This window comes from Embleya scabrispora (assembly GCF_002024165.1).
Taxonomy (GTDB): Bacteria; Actinomycetota; Actinomycetes; order Streptomycetales; family Streptomycetaceae; genus Embleya; species Embleya scabrispora_A.
In genome coordinates this window covers 5,945,259-5,958,495 of record NZ_MWQN01000001.1, presented here as the reverse complement: position 1 = coordinate 5,958,495, position 13,237 = coordinate 5,945,259, and the positions used below count along the sequence as shown (strand labels likewise).

The 13,237-nt window shown below is 73.0% G+C and carries 12 protein-coding genes and 1 pseudogene; 7 read left to right on the top strand and 6 right to left on the bottom strand.

Annotation, left to right across the window (positions count from 1 at the left end):
* Positions 1-16 precede the first annotated feature (16 nt).
* The 4 genes and pseudogenes from B4N89_RS26140 to B4N89_RS51650 form a co-directional block, all read right to left on the bottom strand.
* The gene (locus B4N89_RS26140; protein WP_078978242.1) at positions 17-1,570 is read right to left on the bottom strand and encodes an ABC transporter substrate-binding protein; all 1,554 of its coding nucleotides are present in this window, start codon (positions 1,568-1,570) and stop codon (positions 17-19) included.
* Between the two features lie 99 nt (positions 1,571-1,669).
* Positions 1,670-2,512: an alpha/beta fold hydrolase gene (locus tag B4N89_RS26135; protein ID WP_078978241.1), complete on the bottom strand. Its 843-nt coding sequence runs from the start codon at positions 2,510-2,512 to the stop codon at positions 1,670-1,672.
* Positions 2,509-3,864, bottom strand: coding sequence for an O-acetylhomoserine aminocarboxypropyltransferase/cysteine synthase family protein (locus B4N89_RS51655; RefSeq protein WP_235618984.1), 1,356 nt, complete (start codon positions 3,862-3,864; stop codon positions 2,509-2,511). The genes B4N89_RS26135 and B4N89_RS51655 overlap by 4 nt, the downstream gene beginning before the upstream one ends.
* A 180-nt stretch (positions 3,865-4,044) precedes the next feature.
* A pseudogene (locus B4N89_RS51650) lies at positions 4,045-4,872 on the bottom strand (isopenicillin N synthase family dioxygenase); the annotation flags it as partial.
* A gap of 521 nt (positions 4,873-5,393) precedes the next feature.
* Between B4N89_RS51650 and B4N89_RS53400 the strand changes: the two are divergent.
* From B4N89_RS53400 to B4N89_RS26110, 5 genes are all read left to right on the top strand, one after another.
* Positions 5,394-5,474: a putative leader peptide gene (locus B4N89_RS53400; RefSeq protein ID WP_371862968.1), complete on the top strand. Its 81-nt coding sequence runs from the start codon at positions 5,394-5,396 to the stop codon at positions 5,472-5,474.
* Positions 5,475-5,785: 311 nt separating this feature from the next.
* Positions 5,786-7,162, top strand: a complete 1,377-nt coding sequence (locus B4N89_RS26125; protein ID WP_101897177.1) for a bifunctional o-acetylhomoserine/o-acetylserine sulfhydrylase — start codon at positions 5,786-5,788, stop codon at positions 7,160-7,162.
* A 36-nt stretch (positions 7,163-7,198) separates the two neighbouring features.
* On the top strand, positions 7,199-8,425 hold the full coding sequence (gene metX / locus B4N89_RS26120; RefSeq protein ID WP_078978239.1) for a homoserine O-acetyltransferase MetX: 1,227 nt from the start codon (positions 7,199-7,201) through the stop codon (positions 8,423-8,425).
* Between the two features lie 103 nt (positions 8,426-8,528).
* Positions 8,529-9,092 carry a rhodanese-like domain-containing protein gene (locus B4N89_RS26115; protein WP_078978238.1) on the top strand — a complete coding sequence of 188 codons (564 nt, stop codon included), beginning with the start codon at positions 8,529-8,531 and terminating at the stop codon, positions 9,090-9,092.
* Positions 9,093-9,218: 126 nt separating this feature from the next.
* Positions 9,219-10,037: a polysaccharide deacetylase family protein gene (locus B4N89_RS26110; protein WP_235618792.1), complete on the top strand. Its 819-nt coding sequence runs from the start codon at positions 9,219-9,221 to the stop codon at positions 10,035-10,037.
* Here the strand turns inward: B4N89_RS26110 and B4N89_RS26105 are convergent.
* On the bottom strand, positions 10,013-10,510 hold the full coding sequence (locus tag B4N89_RS26105) for a pyridoxamine 5'-phosphate oxidase family protein (RefSeq protein WP_078979639.1): 498 nt from the start codon (positions 10,508-10,510) through the stop codon (positions 10,013-10,015). The two genes, B4N89_RS26110 and B4N89_RS26105, sit on opposite strands and share 25 nt — an antisense overlap.
* A gap of 86 nt (positions 10,511-10,596) precedes the next feature.
* On the opposite strand from B4N89_RS26105, the gene B4N89_RS26100 reads away from it, so the two are divergent.
* Together B4N89_RS26100 and B4N89_RS26095 are read left to right on the top strand one after the other, a co-directional pair.
* Positions 10,597-11,196, top strand: coding sequence for a TetR/AcrR family transcriptional regulator (locus tag B4N89_RS26100; RefSeq protein WP_078978237.1), 600 nt, complete (start codon positions 10,597-10,599; stop codon positions 11,194-11,196).
* Positions 11,197-11,380: 184 nt separating this feature from the next.
* Complete coding sequence (locus B4N89_RS26095; RefSeq protein WP_078978236.1) at positions 11,381-12,004, top strand: hypothetical protein; 624 nt, start codon at positions 11,381-11,383, stop codon at positions 12,002-12,004.
* A 33-nt stretch (positions 12,005-12,037) separates the two neighbouring features.
* On the opposite strand, the gene B4N89_RS26090 is transcribed toward B4N89_RS26095, so the two are convergent.
* The gene (locus B4N89_RS26090) at positions 12,038-13,039 is read right to left on the bottom strand and encodes an alpha/beta hydrolase (RefSeq protein WP_078978235.1); all 1,002 of its coding nucleotides are present in this window, start codon (positions 13,037-13,039) and stop codon (positions 12,038-12,040) included.
* Positions 13,040-13,237: the final 198 nt, after the last annotated feature.

Genomic DNA, 13,237 nt, shown 5'->3' with positions numbered 1-13,237 from the left:
GGCCGGCGGTGCGAGATCACTTGGTGATCCCGATGCGGGCGAGGTCGAGTCGGCTGCTGGTGTGGTGCTGGGGTGCGCCGCTGACGCCCTTGCGCACCACGGTCAGTGTCTGGGCCTGGTACAGCCAGTCGGCGCCGGCGTCCTCGGCGACCTGGCGGCCGACCTTGGCGAGCAGATCGGTGCGGGTGCGCTCGTCGGGCGCGGCCACGGCCTGCGCGTACCACTCGCGCACCTGCGCGTTGTCGTAGCCGAAGTAGTAGCCGGGGGTGGCGAAGTTGCCGACGTCGTGCGGCTCGGCGTGGTTCACCAGGCTCAGGTCGTAGTCCCTCGCGGTGTAGACCTCGCTCAGCCAGGCGGTGAACTCCTGCTGCTTGACCGTGAGTTCGATACCGGCGTCCTTGAGGTTGGAGACCAGGACGTCGCCGATCGCGGCCGGGTAGATGTTGGGGATCTTCAGGGTGAGCTTGAGATCGGTGACCCCGGCGTCGGCGAGCGCCTTCTTCGCCGCCGCCGCGTCGTGCGGGTCGATGGTGGTCAGGTCCTGGTAGCCGGGGTCGGAGGTGGGTATCGGGCCGCCGAGCCGAACTCCCGCTCCACCGAGGGACTTGATCAGCGCGTCCTTGTCGATCGCGCGCCGGATGGCGTGCCGCACGGCCGGGTTGTTCAACGGTGCCTTGGCGTTGTTGATCGCCAGCGTGTACTTGTCGGTGGTGGTGCCGCGCAGCACGGTGAACCTGTCGTTGCCCGTGAAGGGTTGGAGCAGCGTGGCCTCGGCGGCGGTCTCGATGTCGGTCTGCCCGGTGGCCTGCGCGTTGTTCGCGGCGTTGCGGTCGGGGATGTAGCTGAGCACGACCTTGGCCACCTTCGCCTTGGCGCCCTTGTACGCGTCGTTGCGCACGAGGGTGATCGCCGAGCCGCGTTGCCAGCCGTCGAGCTTGAACGGGCCGGTGCCGTTCTCCGTGGTGTCCAGCCGGGCGAAGTCGGTGCCCTTCTTGTAGATCACGCCCTGACGCTGGGTCAGCGCCCAGGTGAGGTTGGTGTCGCGCTGCTTGAGGGTGATCACCACGGTGGCCGGGTCGGGTGCGGCCACGCCCGCGATCGAGGCCAGGGTCTTGGCGTTCGGCTGCTTGGAGCCGGGCGCGAGCACCTGCTGGAGCGACCAGACGGCGTCCTCGGCGGTGACCGGCGAACCGTCGTGGAACGCGGCGCCGGGGGTGAGGTGGAAGGTGTAGGTGAGGCCGTCGGGGGATGTCTCGAAGCCGGAGGCCAGGGCGGGCACGATCTTGTTGTCGGCGTTGGTGTCGACGCCGAGCAGTCCCTGATAGACGTTGTCGAGCAGAACCTGTTCCAGCGCGACGCCGGCGGTGGTGGTCAGGTTGAGGCTGGTGGGCTCCAGGACCAGTCGCACCCGGGCCGTGGCGTTCGGGTCGAGCGCGCTGTCCGCGGGCGCCGGGGCCTGGGTATTGGCGCCGTTGGCGGTGGGATTCGGGGTGCCGCCGGAGCCGCACGCGGCGAGGACCGGTCCGGCCAGGGCGAGGACGGCGGCGATGCGGAGCGCGGAGCGGCGCATGGTGGATCGATCTCCTTGCGGGTGAAGTGGTGCGGGGGTGACGTGGGGCCGCGCGGGGCGGCGGGGCCGTGCGGCTTCGGGGCCGGCCGGCCCGGGGGCTCAGGCGCGGGCGGCGGCCAGCACGAACTCGGCGATCTCGTCGTGCACTTGGGCGCTGTCCTGTTCGGCGAGCACGTTGTGCAGGTCGCCGGGGAAGATTCGGGCCCGGGCGTCGGGCAGCGTTTCGGCGGCGGCGCGGACCGCGCTCGCGGGCGCGAGGTCGTCGGCCTCGCCGTGGACGAAGAGCACCGGCCGCGTGATCGTGCCGCCGGCGATCAGTGCGGCGATCCGCGCGCCGCCGGCTTCCAGCGCGTCCAGCGTCTCGGGGCGCAGGCCGCCGGACCAGACCAGCGGGTCGTTGCGCAACCGCTCGGCGTACTCGGCGTTCGTGCACAGTTCGCTCGGGTCCTTGCGCAGCGACATCGGGTCGATGCCGTGTTCGGCGAGCAGCGCGCGCAGACCGCTTTCGCCCGCCGACAACCCGGTCCCGGCGCCGGCCAGGACCAGCGCGCGGGCGGACGCGGCGGCGGCCCGCTCGCCCGCGAGCAGCAGGGTGACGGCCGAGCCGAGCGAGTGGCCGGCCAGGATCAGCGGTACGCCGGGGCGGCCCGCCGTGATCCGCGCCAGGACCAGTTCGGCGTCGTCGGCGAGCGCGTCCAGGCTCTCCACCAGGACCCGGGTGCCATCGCTGAGGCCGTGGCCGATCTGGTCGGGGGCCCACACCTCGATCCCGTCGGCGTTGAGTCGACGCGCCAACGGCTCGTGCAGACCGGCGTGTTCGCCGAGTCCGTGCAGGAAGAGCACGACCGCGACGGGTTCGCCCGCGACCGGCCATACGCGTAGGTGGAACTCGCCGCGGGCACCGCGGATCCGGCTCTCGTGTACGGCCTGACGGGTGGTCATCGGGAACCCTCCGCGGAGCTGTCGGTGCCGGCCGCGGCGGCCGCCAACCCGCCTGCCAAGTCGGCGAGCAGGTCGTCGATACCCTCCAGGCCGACGGACAACCGGACCAGTCCGGGGGTCACCCCGGCGTGCAGCCGCTGATCGGGGTCCAGTTGCGCGTGGGTCGTGGACGCGGGGTGGATCGCCAGGCTGCGCGCGTCGCCGATGTTGGCCAGGTGGCTGAACAGCCGCAGTCCCTCGACGAAGCGCCGCCCGGCCGCCAGGCCGCCGGCCAGGTCCACCGACAGTACCGCTCCCGCGCCGCGTGGCAGGTAGCGCCGAGCCGCCGCGTGCCAGGGGCTGGTGGGCAGGCTCGGGTGGTCCACCCGTACCACCTCGGGCCGCGCGGCGAGCCAGGCCGCCACCCGCTCGGCGTTGGCGGTGTGCCGGTCCAGGCGCAGCGACAACGTCTCGATGCCCTGGAGCAGCAGGAAGCTGTTCAGCGGCGACACCGCCGGGCCGAGGTCGCGCAACAGCCGTACCCGCAGGCGCAGCGCGTACGCGATCCGGTCCGGGCCGAACCGCTCCCAGAAGGAGAGGCCCTGATAGGTCGGGTCGGGCGCGACCAGGCCCGGGTAGCGGTCGGCGTGCGCGCCGAAGTCGAAGGTGCCGCCGTCGACCACGATGCCGCCGATCGCGGTGCCGTGTCCGCCGAGGAACTTGGTGGTGGAGTGCACCACGATGTCGGCGCCGTGCTCGATCGGCCGGAGCAGGTACGGCGTGGGTACCGTGTTGTCGACCACGAACGGGACACCGGCGGTGTGCGCGATCTCCGCGACGGCGGCCAGGTCGAGCACGTTGCCGCGCGGGTTGCCGACGCTCTCGCCGAACAGCGCCTTCGTGGTCGGTCGGATCGCGGCGCGCCACGCGTCGAGGTCGTCCGGGTCGTCGACGAAGGTCACCTCGATACCCAGGTCGGCGAAGGTGTGTTCGAGCAGGGTGCGGGTGCCGCCGTACAGGGACGCCGCCGCGACGAGGTGGTCGCCGGCGCGGGCCAGGTTGAGCAGCGCGAGGGTGGTGGCGGCCTGACCGCTGCCCACGGCCACCGCCGCGGTGCCGCCTTCCAGTGCGGCGACGCGCTCCTCCACCACGGCGGTGGTGGGGTTGGACAGCCGGGTGTAGGCGTGCGTCTCCAGGTCGGTGAGCGCGAACGTGTCGGCCGCGTGCGCCGCGTCGCGGAAGACGTAGCTGCTGGTCAGGTAGATCGGCACGGCGCGGGCGCCGGTGGCCGGGTCGGGGCGGGCACCGGCGTGGACCTGGAGGGTCTCGAAGGCGGGTCGGGGCTCGGGCGGTTCGTCGGCGCCCGGGAGCAGGTCCGACCACCACCGCTCCACCACGCGCGGATGCGACCGCAGCCACCCGATCAGCGCGTTCTCCCCGTAGGCGGGCTTGAGCGGATTGTTCGGATCCTCGGTGACCCCGTCGGCCTCGGCGGCCAACTCGGCGGGCAGGTCCAGCGGTTCGACCACCGCGTCCAGGCGCGGGCCGAGGAAGAACGGCAACGAGTAGCGGTCGACGCCCGGTTGCGGGGCGACCACCCGGTGCCGAGTGGCCCGCAGGTAGCCGCGGGTGGCGATCTCCAGCATCTCGCCGATGTTGAACACGAACGCGTCCGGCAGCGGCGTCGCGTCGATCCAGGAGCCGTCCCGGGCCTGCACCTGGAGGCCGCCGATCTCGTCCTGCTGGAGCAGTGCGAGGTAGCCGTAGTCCTTGTGCGCTCCCACCCCCTGGTCCACGTCGGCGCTGGGCCGCCCCGGATAGTGCACCACCTTGACGTGGACCGCGGCCTCCTCGTCGAACCACTGGTCGAAGTAGCCGCTGTCCTGGCCGAGCGCGGCGGCCAGCGCCCGCAGCACCTCACGGCTGACCCGCAACGCCTCGGCCTGCCAGGCGAGTACGGTCTCGCGCAGCTCGGGCAGCGCGGCCGGCCACTGGTTGGGGCCGATCAGTCGCAGGTAGGCGGGATCGTCCGGGCCGAGGTCGAGCGCCGCCCGCTCGGGGCCGATGTCCAGTTGTTCGCGCCAGTCCGGGCCGCCCTCGGTGTATTCGGTGCCGGTGCGGGTGTACCCGCGAAACTGCGGCGAGTTGATGTTCTCCACCGCGAGCCGGTCCGCCTCGGGCAGCGCGAAGAAGCGCTTCGAGACCGCGAGGGCGCGGGCCCGCAGCTCCGGGTCGACGCCGTGGCCGATCACGTAGAAGAAGCCGATCTCCCGTGCGGCGTAGCGGAGTTCGGCCAGGAAGGCGGCCGGGTCCGCGGCGGGGTCGCGGAATCGGGAGATGTCGATCACGGGCAGGGTGGTGGGCGGTGCGCTGGTTGCCATGACTGGGGTCCTCGGTACAGCCTCGGGCACGCCGGACCGGGCGCCGGCCCGGGAGAGGGCGGGGCGCGGCACGGCGGATTCGCGGCGGGTGGGGCGAGATCGGGTACGGACGGCGCGGCCGGCCCGAAGGGCGGCGACGCGGAAGGCGGGCGGGCCGGCGCGCGGCGGACCGACACAGGTCACGCGGGGGCGGGCACACACCTGCTCGGCGGCGCGAAAGCGCACCGCACGAGCGCAGGGGTCAGCGACAGATCTGGTCGAAGTGGTCGGCTCGTCGACCCACCCAGAAGGGGTCGAGCAGCGCGGAAGCGACCTGACGCGGAGTCATGGCCGTGATGTAAGCACGACGAAGGCGTGTTGGTCCAGCGGACTTTCCGTCACATGCGGTCGACGACGCGTAAGGGGACGGGTCGGACATCGCGGCCGTCGACGGCCGAGGCACGGGTCCGGCGCCGACCGGTGGCGGGTGGCGCGCGCCACCCCGTGGCGCAAACCGCGTCGGGCCGCCTACACTCGCGGCCATGTCCTGCCCCATGCTCGTCAGTCGCCGCCACGTGGATCTCGTGCGCGTGACCAGCATGGCGTGTCGCATGTCCCACTGAACCCCGGTGACCGCTCCGGTCCCGGTGGTTCGCGCGGTGTGTGAGCCCGGGCGCTGACCCGCGGGCTCCGCCGCGCCTCCGCGTTCTCCCGCTTCCCGCTTTCCGCTCCCCCGTGCCCGGGTGCCTTCCGGCCGGGGTCCTCGGGTGGCCGAACCACGCCCGCCCCGCGGCCACTTCGCCGCGTGCCGTGCGGCCGGTGCGGCACGCCCGCACGCTGCGGGCGGAACCCCGCCTACCCGCAATCGGCCCGGCGCGACCCAATCGTTGCCCGCGCCCACCGCCGACACCCCTATCCCGCAAGGAGTTTTCCGATGACCCTCGAAGCCACCGACACGCCGCCCGCCGCCGAAGCCGAACCCGTGGGCACCGACGGCCCCGTACCTACGGCCGATCCCGCGTCGTGGTCCTTCGAGACCCGGCAGGTCCACGCCGGCGCCGAGCCCGATCCGACCACCGGGGCCCGTGCGGTGCCGATCTACCAGACCACCTCGTTCGTCTTCCGGGACACCGACCACGCGGCCGGACTGTTCGACCTGTCCCAGGAAGGCCACATCTACACCCGGATCCACAACCCCACCACCGACGCGCTGGAGCGGCGCGTGGCGGCGCTCGAAGGCGGCGTGGCGGCGGTCGCGACGGCCTCCGGGCAGGCGGCGACCACGCTGGCGGTGCTCAACCTCGCGGCGGCGGGCGACCACATCGTGTCCAGTGCGTCGCTCTACGGCGGCACGTACAACCTGTTCCACTGGACGCTGCCCAAGCTCGGCGTCGAGGTCACCTTCGTCGACGACCCGGACGACCTCGACGCGTGGCGCGCCGCGATCCGGCCGGGGACGAAGCTGCTGTTCGCCGAGACGCTGGGCAATCCGCGCGCCAACGTGCTGGACGTGGCGGCGGTCGCCGACGTCGCGCACGAGGCCGGTGTACCGCTGGTGGTGGACAACACGGTGCCCACGCCGTATCTGCTGCGGCCGATCGAGCACGGCGCGGACGTGGTGGTGCACTCGGCGACCAAGTTCCTGGGCGGGCACGGCACCGCGATCGGCGGGGTCGTGGTGGACGGCGGCGCCTTCGACTTCGGCGCGCACGCGGAACGGTTCCCCGGCTTCGTCGAGCCCGACGCGAGCTACAACGGGCTGCGCTACTGGGCGGATCTGGGCCCGGGCGCGTACGCGGCGAAGTTGCGCGTACAGCTGCTGCGCGACGTGGGCGCCTCGATCGCGCCGCTGACCAGCTTCCTGATCCTCCAGGGCCTGGAGACGTTGTCGCTGCGCGTCGAGCGGCACGTGGCGAACGCGAGCGCGCTGGCCGCGTGGTTGCAGAGCCGGGAGGAGGTGGAGACCGTGCACTACGCGGGCCTGCCGAGCAGCCGGTGGTACGCGGCGGGGAAGCGCTATCTGCCGCGCGGCGCCGGGGCCGTGGTCGCGTTCGAGTTGAAGGGCGGCATCGAGGCGGGCCGCCGGTTCGTGAACGCGCTGTCCCTGTTCAGCCACCTGGCCAACATCGGCGACGTGCGCAGCCTGGTGATCCATCCCGCCAGTACCACGCACGCCCAGCTCACCGACGCGGAGCGGCTGGCCACGGGGGTCACCCCCGGCCTGGTCCGGCTGTCCGTCGGCATCGAGGGACTGGCCGACCTGCGCGCCGACCTGGTGGCCGGATTCCGCGCCGCCGCGCAGTCGAACTAGCCGGAAAAGCCGGGAACTTCGGACGGAACGCTCGCCATGTCGCACGCCACACACACCACGCCCGCCCCGGCGGGGCCGCGTTCGCTGATCCTGCCGGCACCGCTGTGGACCGAGTCCGGGGAGGTGCTGCCCGAGGTCCGTATCGGCTACGAGACGTGGGGTCGGCTCGCCCCGGACCGCTCGAACGCGGTGCTGGTCCTGCACGCGTTGACCGGGGACAGCCACGTCGCCGGTCCGGCCGGTCCCGGCTTTCCCACTCCCGGTTGGTGGGACGGCCTGATCGGCCCGGGTCGCGCGCTGGACACCGACCGGTGGTTCGTGGTCGCGCCGAACGCGCTCGGGGGTTGCCGGGGCAGCACCGGCCCCGCCTCGCCCGGTCCGGGCGGCCGGGCCTGGGGAAGCCGCTTTCCCCGGTTGAGCGTTCGCGACCAGGTGGCCGCGGAGGTGGCCGCCGCCGACGTGTGGGGCATCGAGCGCTGGGCGGCCGTGGTGGGCGGATCGATGGGCGGGATGCGGGCGGTGGAGTGGGCGGTGACCCATCCGGAGCGGGTCGGCGCGCTGTTCCTGATCGCCACCACGGCGGCGGCCGGCGCCGAGCAGATCGCGTGGTGCTCGACGCAGGTGCACGCGATCCGTGGCGATCCGGGGTGGGCCGGCGGCGACTACCACGACCGGCCGGCCTCGGCCGGGCCCTGGCGCGGGCTCGGCCTGGCCCGCCGCATCGCGCACATCACCTACCGCAGCGAGCCCGAACTGGCCACCCGCTTCGGCCGGGAACGACAGCCGGGCGAGGGCCCGAACGGCCGCTACGCCGTCGAGTCCTACCTGGACCACCACGCGGCCAAGCTGACCGCACGCTTCGACGCGGGCAGCTACGTGGTTCTGACCGAGGCGATGAACAGCCACGACGTGGGCCGGGGCCGGGGCGGCGTGGCGGCGGCGCTGGCCCGGATCACCGCCCCGACGGTGGTCGCGGCCGTCGACAGCGACCGCCTGTACCCGCCGAGCCAGCAGCGCACCCTCGCCGATGCCATCCCGAACGCGGGCCCACTGCGGGTGGTGCGCTCCGCGTACGGCCACGACGGCTTCCTGCTCGAACTGGACCAGGTGGCTCCCCTGGTCACCGAACTCCTGGAGCGAGCGGGATCGGCCGACCGCGTCGGGAGTACCGAGCCCCCGGAGCGCGCCGCACGTCCCGCGCCGCCCCGAAATCCGCCGCCGAACCGGAACACCCTGCTCGATCCCACCGTTACCGGAAGGTAGTCCTCCCCATCACCCCACCCGGTGTCGAGTCCGGGGAGCCGCGCCACGCACCGGCGCGGCCCCCCGGTCCGGCAGCGGGCGGGCCGTCGAAAGGCCGATCACCATGACCGCCCTCGCTCCCGCGCAGGTCCGCGCCCGGTTGACCGAATTCACCGTGCTCGACGTGCGCACCCCCGGCGAGTTCGCCACGGGCCACATCCCCGGCGCGTACAACGTCCCGCTGGACCGGCTGCGCGAGGCGGTGCCGGTGCTCAAGCGGGCGGCGCACCCCGAACTGCTGATCGTCTGCGCCTCCGGGGCCCGCTCCGAGCGGGCCCGCACCGAGCTGGCCGCGGCCGGCGTCGAGGCCGCGCACCTGACCGGCGGCACCTCGGCCTGGGCCGCCGAGGGCCACGCCCTGGACGCCCCCGACGGCGCACGCCGGGTGTGGCCGATGGAGCGCCAGGTCCGCTTCGCCGCCGGCTCCCTCGTGGTGCTCGGCCTGCTCGCCGGCCGCCGTGCGCCCAAGGCCCGCCTCCTGTCCGCGGCGATCGGCTCCGGCCTGGTCTTCTCCGCCGTCACGAACACCTGCGGCATGGCCGCCGTACTCGGCCGGCTCCCCTACAACCGCCCCGCCGCCGAAACCCCCGACCTGCCCGCCACGCTCGGCGCCCTGGACCGCGACTGATCTGCCTCCGAGGGCCAAGGGCACGCCAAGTCGCCGCAAAATGGGCTTCGGGTGCGGAACCCGTCCGTTGGCCGCGTACGTGTTCGGACATGTGTCCGTAGTTCCGAACAGTGCTTGGAGTTCCCGGTGACGAGCCTGCCCACCCGCCGTGTCCTGCGTCGTCTGACCGTTCTCGCCGTGGCCGGGGTGCTCGCCGCCGGGACCGCGGCGTGTTCGTCGGACTCGGGAGGTTCCGGAAACGACGCGAAGCCCGGTGGGCGCGAGGGGTCCGCGGAGGTCGGTCCGCCACCGTCCGACGCGCCCACCGCGGCCGATCCGCAGGCGTCGATACCGGCGCCGCTGGTGCCGGACGCGCTGGTGCGCAAGACCGCGACCGGCGGGCGTACGGTCGCGCTGACCTTCGACGACGGGCCGAGCCCGCAGTGGACACCGCAGGTGCTCGCACTGCTCAAGCAGTACAAGGCCAAGGCGACGTTCTGCATGCTCGGCCCGAACGCGAAGGCCAATCCGAAGCTGGTCAAGGAGGTCGTCGCGGACGGCAACCGGCTGTGCGACCACTCGGTCACCCACGACGAGGGCATCGCGAAGCGCCCGCTGTCCCGGATCAAGTACGAGATCACCACCGCGCACGATCAGATCGTCGCGGCGGCCGGACCGGGCACGAAGGTCGACTGGTTCCGCGCGCCCGGCGGCGACTGGTCACCGCAGGTGCGCGCGATGGCGGCCGGGTACGGCATGCGCTCGCTGGACTGGTCCGACGACACCCGCGACTGGCAGCGCCCCGGCGCGGACAAGATCCTGGCCACCGCCGAGAAGGAGCTGAGGCCCGGCGGGATAATCCTGATGCACGACGCGGGCGGCGACCGCGCACAGACCCTGGCCGCGCTCAAGCAGCTGCTTCCCTGGCTGGTCCAACAGGGCTACAGCTTCGACTTCCCCGCCTGACTCGGCCCCGATCCGGCACCCCGGAGCACCGAGATCGCCGGCACCAGCCCGTAGGGCTCCGGGTGCACCCCGGCGGAGAAGTCGAGCACCTCGACTCGATGCGGCACCAGGCGCACCAGCAGGAAGTCGCCCCCGGTCGGACCCGCCGGGAAGAACGGCCGCAGCGTCTCGTCCCAGCGCGCGCTCGACTCCGCCTCGGAGTCGACCGTTTCGGCCCTGGCGTAGAGCGTCGCGTAGGCGACGGCCGGGCGGTCCTCGACCGAGTACGACACCTCGGGCCGGGCCCGGAGGTCGAGCGCCTTGCGCGATCGTGGACTGGTAGCGAACCAGATCGTGGCGTCGTCCTCGACCGCGAGGTGCTGCACCGGGCGCACCCGCGGCGCGCCGCACTCGTCGGTGGTGGCCAAAAAGCCCACCCCATGCGAGCGCACGATGCGCAGGGCGGTGTCGAGGAGGGCGGGGGTGATGAGCATGGTCGACCGCCGATCGTTCACAGCGTTTCCACGATATTGGTGACTCCATACTAGAATCATGGCTCCATAAAAAATCAAGCACGAGGGTGAGGCGGACGGACGTGGGCCGCAAACCGAGGTTCGGCGACGACGACTTCCTCGACGCCGCACTGCGAGTCGCCGCACGGGCCGGCGCCGCCGGGGTGACGATGGCGGCCGTGGCCGCCGAGGCGTCGGCGCCGGTCGGATCCGTGTACCACCGCTTCGCGTCGCGCGACCTGCTGCTCGCCCGATTGTGGGTGCGCACCGTGCACCGCTTCCAGGAACCCTTCCTGGCCGCGCTGGCCGACCCGGACCCCGAGCGCGGCGCCGACCGGGCGATCCGGGCCGTACTGGGCTGGGCCCGGGAGCATCCGGACCAGGCTCGCGTGTTGCTCCTCCATCGCCGCGAGGACCTGGTCGCCTCCTGGCCCGCCGAGCTCGACCAGGATCCCGCCGGCATCAACGACGCACTGCGGGATGCGCTGCGGGCGTACACCCGGGCACGCTTCGGCCGCGTCTCGCCGGCGGGCCTGGAACGGGTCACGTTCGCGCTGGTCGACGTGCCGTATGCGGCGCTGCGCCGACACCTGGGGGCGGGTCGCACCCCGCCGAGGTCGATCGAGGCCGCCGCCCTGGCCGCGTCCCGGGCGGCACTGGGCGACTGATCCGCAGGCCGACACACCCCGGCAGGTGCATCGAGATCGTCGCGTCGTGGATAAACCTAGTGAAATGCACCATTTGAACCCTATGGCAGTCTGCCGTCGCACTGCGGCCCGTACCTATGCCCGGGCCCGTTCCCGGGCCCAGTCTCGGGTTCACGCCCAGGTCCACACCCGGTTCCGCGCCCGGGTGACGATCGCCCTCCTCCTCTTCGCGGCCGCCCTCGGCGTGACCGCCGCGCCGGCGGCCGAGGCCGCCTCCGCACGCGGCGGGGCCATCGCCCGTTCGGAGGTCCTGGCCCGGGCGAGCGACTGGTTCGACCGCGGGATCGAGTACGACCAGCAGGCCGTCGCCCCGGACGCCGACGGCGCGCACGACTACCGCACGGACTGTTCCGGGATGGTCGCGATGGCCTGGCATCTGCCGAGCACCGACTTCAACACCGACTCGCTCGACCGGCGTTCGGTCACCGATCGGGTCGCCCGCGAGGATCTGCTCCCCGGCGACGCGCTGGACGACACCCCCGACGGCCACGTGGTGATCTTCACCGGCTGGATCGCCCGGAGCGCCGGCACGTTCACGTACATCCAACTGGCGAACCCGCGCGCCGACATGGCCAAGGGCACCGGCAGCTTCGACAGCCCGCTGCTCGCCGGCCACCCGACCGCGAACTACGTCGGCCTGCGCTACCTCCACGTCGTCGACGACGAAAGCGCGACCACGCCGTCGCGCGTCCTCGACCGGTACCCGTGGCCCCCGGCCCGAATCTCCCCGTGGCACCCCGACCCCCGCCGGCGCGCACCACGTACGTGACCCGGGACCCGACACCGGGCACCCGACGCCGTGTTACGCGGCCCCGGACCGGCAGGCCGCCGGGGCGGGCGCCTCGGCTTCGTCGAGGAAACGCAGCACCTCGGCGACCACGACCGGGTCGCTCATCACCCGGTGATGGCCGAGTCCCCTGGTGACGAACAGCCGGGCCCGGTCGGGATGGGCCGCCGCCAGCCGATACCCCTGGTCCACCGTCGCCATCGGGTCGTCCTCGTCGTGCACGACCAGGATCGGCACCCGTACCCGCTCGGGACCGTGGGAAGCGGAGAACCGCTCCCAGATGTCCGTCTCGGGGGCCAGCAGCCGCTCGTCCGCCCGCTCCCGGACCAGCGCCACGACCCGCGCGTCCAACCGGAGTCGGGCGCTGAACCGGTGCAACAGGTATTCCATGTCGCACACTCCGCCGATCGCCACCACCCGATCCGCCCGCACCCCCGAGCGCAACGCCTGAAACGCCCCGAGCACCCCGAAGGAATGCGCCAACATGGCCCGGAACTCCCCATGGCGCTCCTGGAGTTGCCGGGCGATCTCGGCATAGTCCAAAACCGTGGGGCCGATCCCGCCCGAATCCCCGTTGCCCGGCGCGTCGAAGCCGATCGGGGTCAGCCCCCGGGCCCGCAGCTCCTCGACGAACGGCGCGAAGCGCGAGGCCCGGGACTGCCATCCGTGCAGCAGCAGTACCGGCTCGGCCCCGTCGCCCCAGCGGTAGGTGACCACCTTCCGGCCGCCGACATCCAAGGTGTCGGTGACCGCGAACAGGTGCGCCGAGCGCTCCGCCGGCCGGACCGGGCTGCGCCCGAACGGACGCCGAAACAGCACATACGCCAGTGCCCCGGCGGCCCGCGGGGACAGGGCCGTCGCCGCCCGCACGGCCAACCGCGCGGACGTCTCCCCGGCCCGCCTGCCGCCCGCCCCGGACCGAGTGGGCCTCCGCGTATCGGTCAACGCCGGTGCCATCGAGGCGAGTTCGGGATCGATCGGGCCGGCGATGGCGCCGGACGCCTTCGGATGGGTCATGTCCGCATGCCCCCTGGGTGAGTGGTTCGCCTGGATGAGACGCAACCAGCCGGATCAAAACTGCACGATCGGTCGTACTATTTATCAGGTCGGCGAAGACTGTCAAGGCCGGGGGCGGGCCCGACAGCGGGATAATCGACGCCGGTCGGCCGAGCAGGCGGCGGGCCGACCCGAGGGGCCGGACCGGTCGGGCCGGCG

What these genes read in the sequence shown, in the direction of transcription:
- B4N89_RS26140 (WP_078978242.1), bottom strand. Translation starts at nt 1,570, where the DNA reads ATGCGCCGCTCCGCGCTCCGCATCGCCGCCGTCCTCGCCCTGGCCGGA.
- B4N89_RS26135 (WP_078978241.1), bottom strand. Translation starts at nt 2,512, where the DNA reads ATGACCACCCGTCAGGCCGTACACGAGAGCCGGATCCGCGGTGCCCGC.
- B4N89_RS53400 (WP_371862968.1), top strand. Translation starts at nt 5,394, where the DNA reads ATGTCCTGCCCCATGCTCGTCAGTCGCCGCCACGTGGATCTCGTGCGC.
- B4N89_RS26125 (WP_101897177.1), top strand. Translation starts at nt 5,786, where the DNA reads ATGACCCTCGAAGCCACCGACACGCCGCCCGCCGCCGAAGCCGAACCC.
- metX (WP_078978239.1), top strand. Translation starts at nt 7,199, where the DNA reads ATGTCGCACGCCACACACACCACGCCCGCCCCGGCGGGGCCGCGTTCG.
- B4N89_RS26115 (WP_078978238.1), top strand. Translation starts at nt 8,529, where the DNA reads ATGACCGCCCTCGCTCCCGCGCAGGTCCGCGCCCGGTTGACCGAATTC.
- B4N89_RS26105 (WP_078979639.1), bottom strand. Translation starts at nt 10,510, where the DNA reads ATGCTCATCACCCCCGCCCTCCTCGACACCGCCCTGCGCATCGTGCGC.
- B4N89_RS26090 (WP_078978235.1), bottom strand. Translation starts at nt 13,039, where the DNA reads ATGACCCATCCGAAGGCGTCCGGCGCCATCGCCGGCCCGATCGATCCC.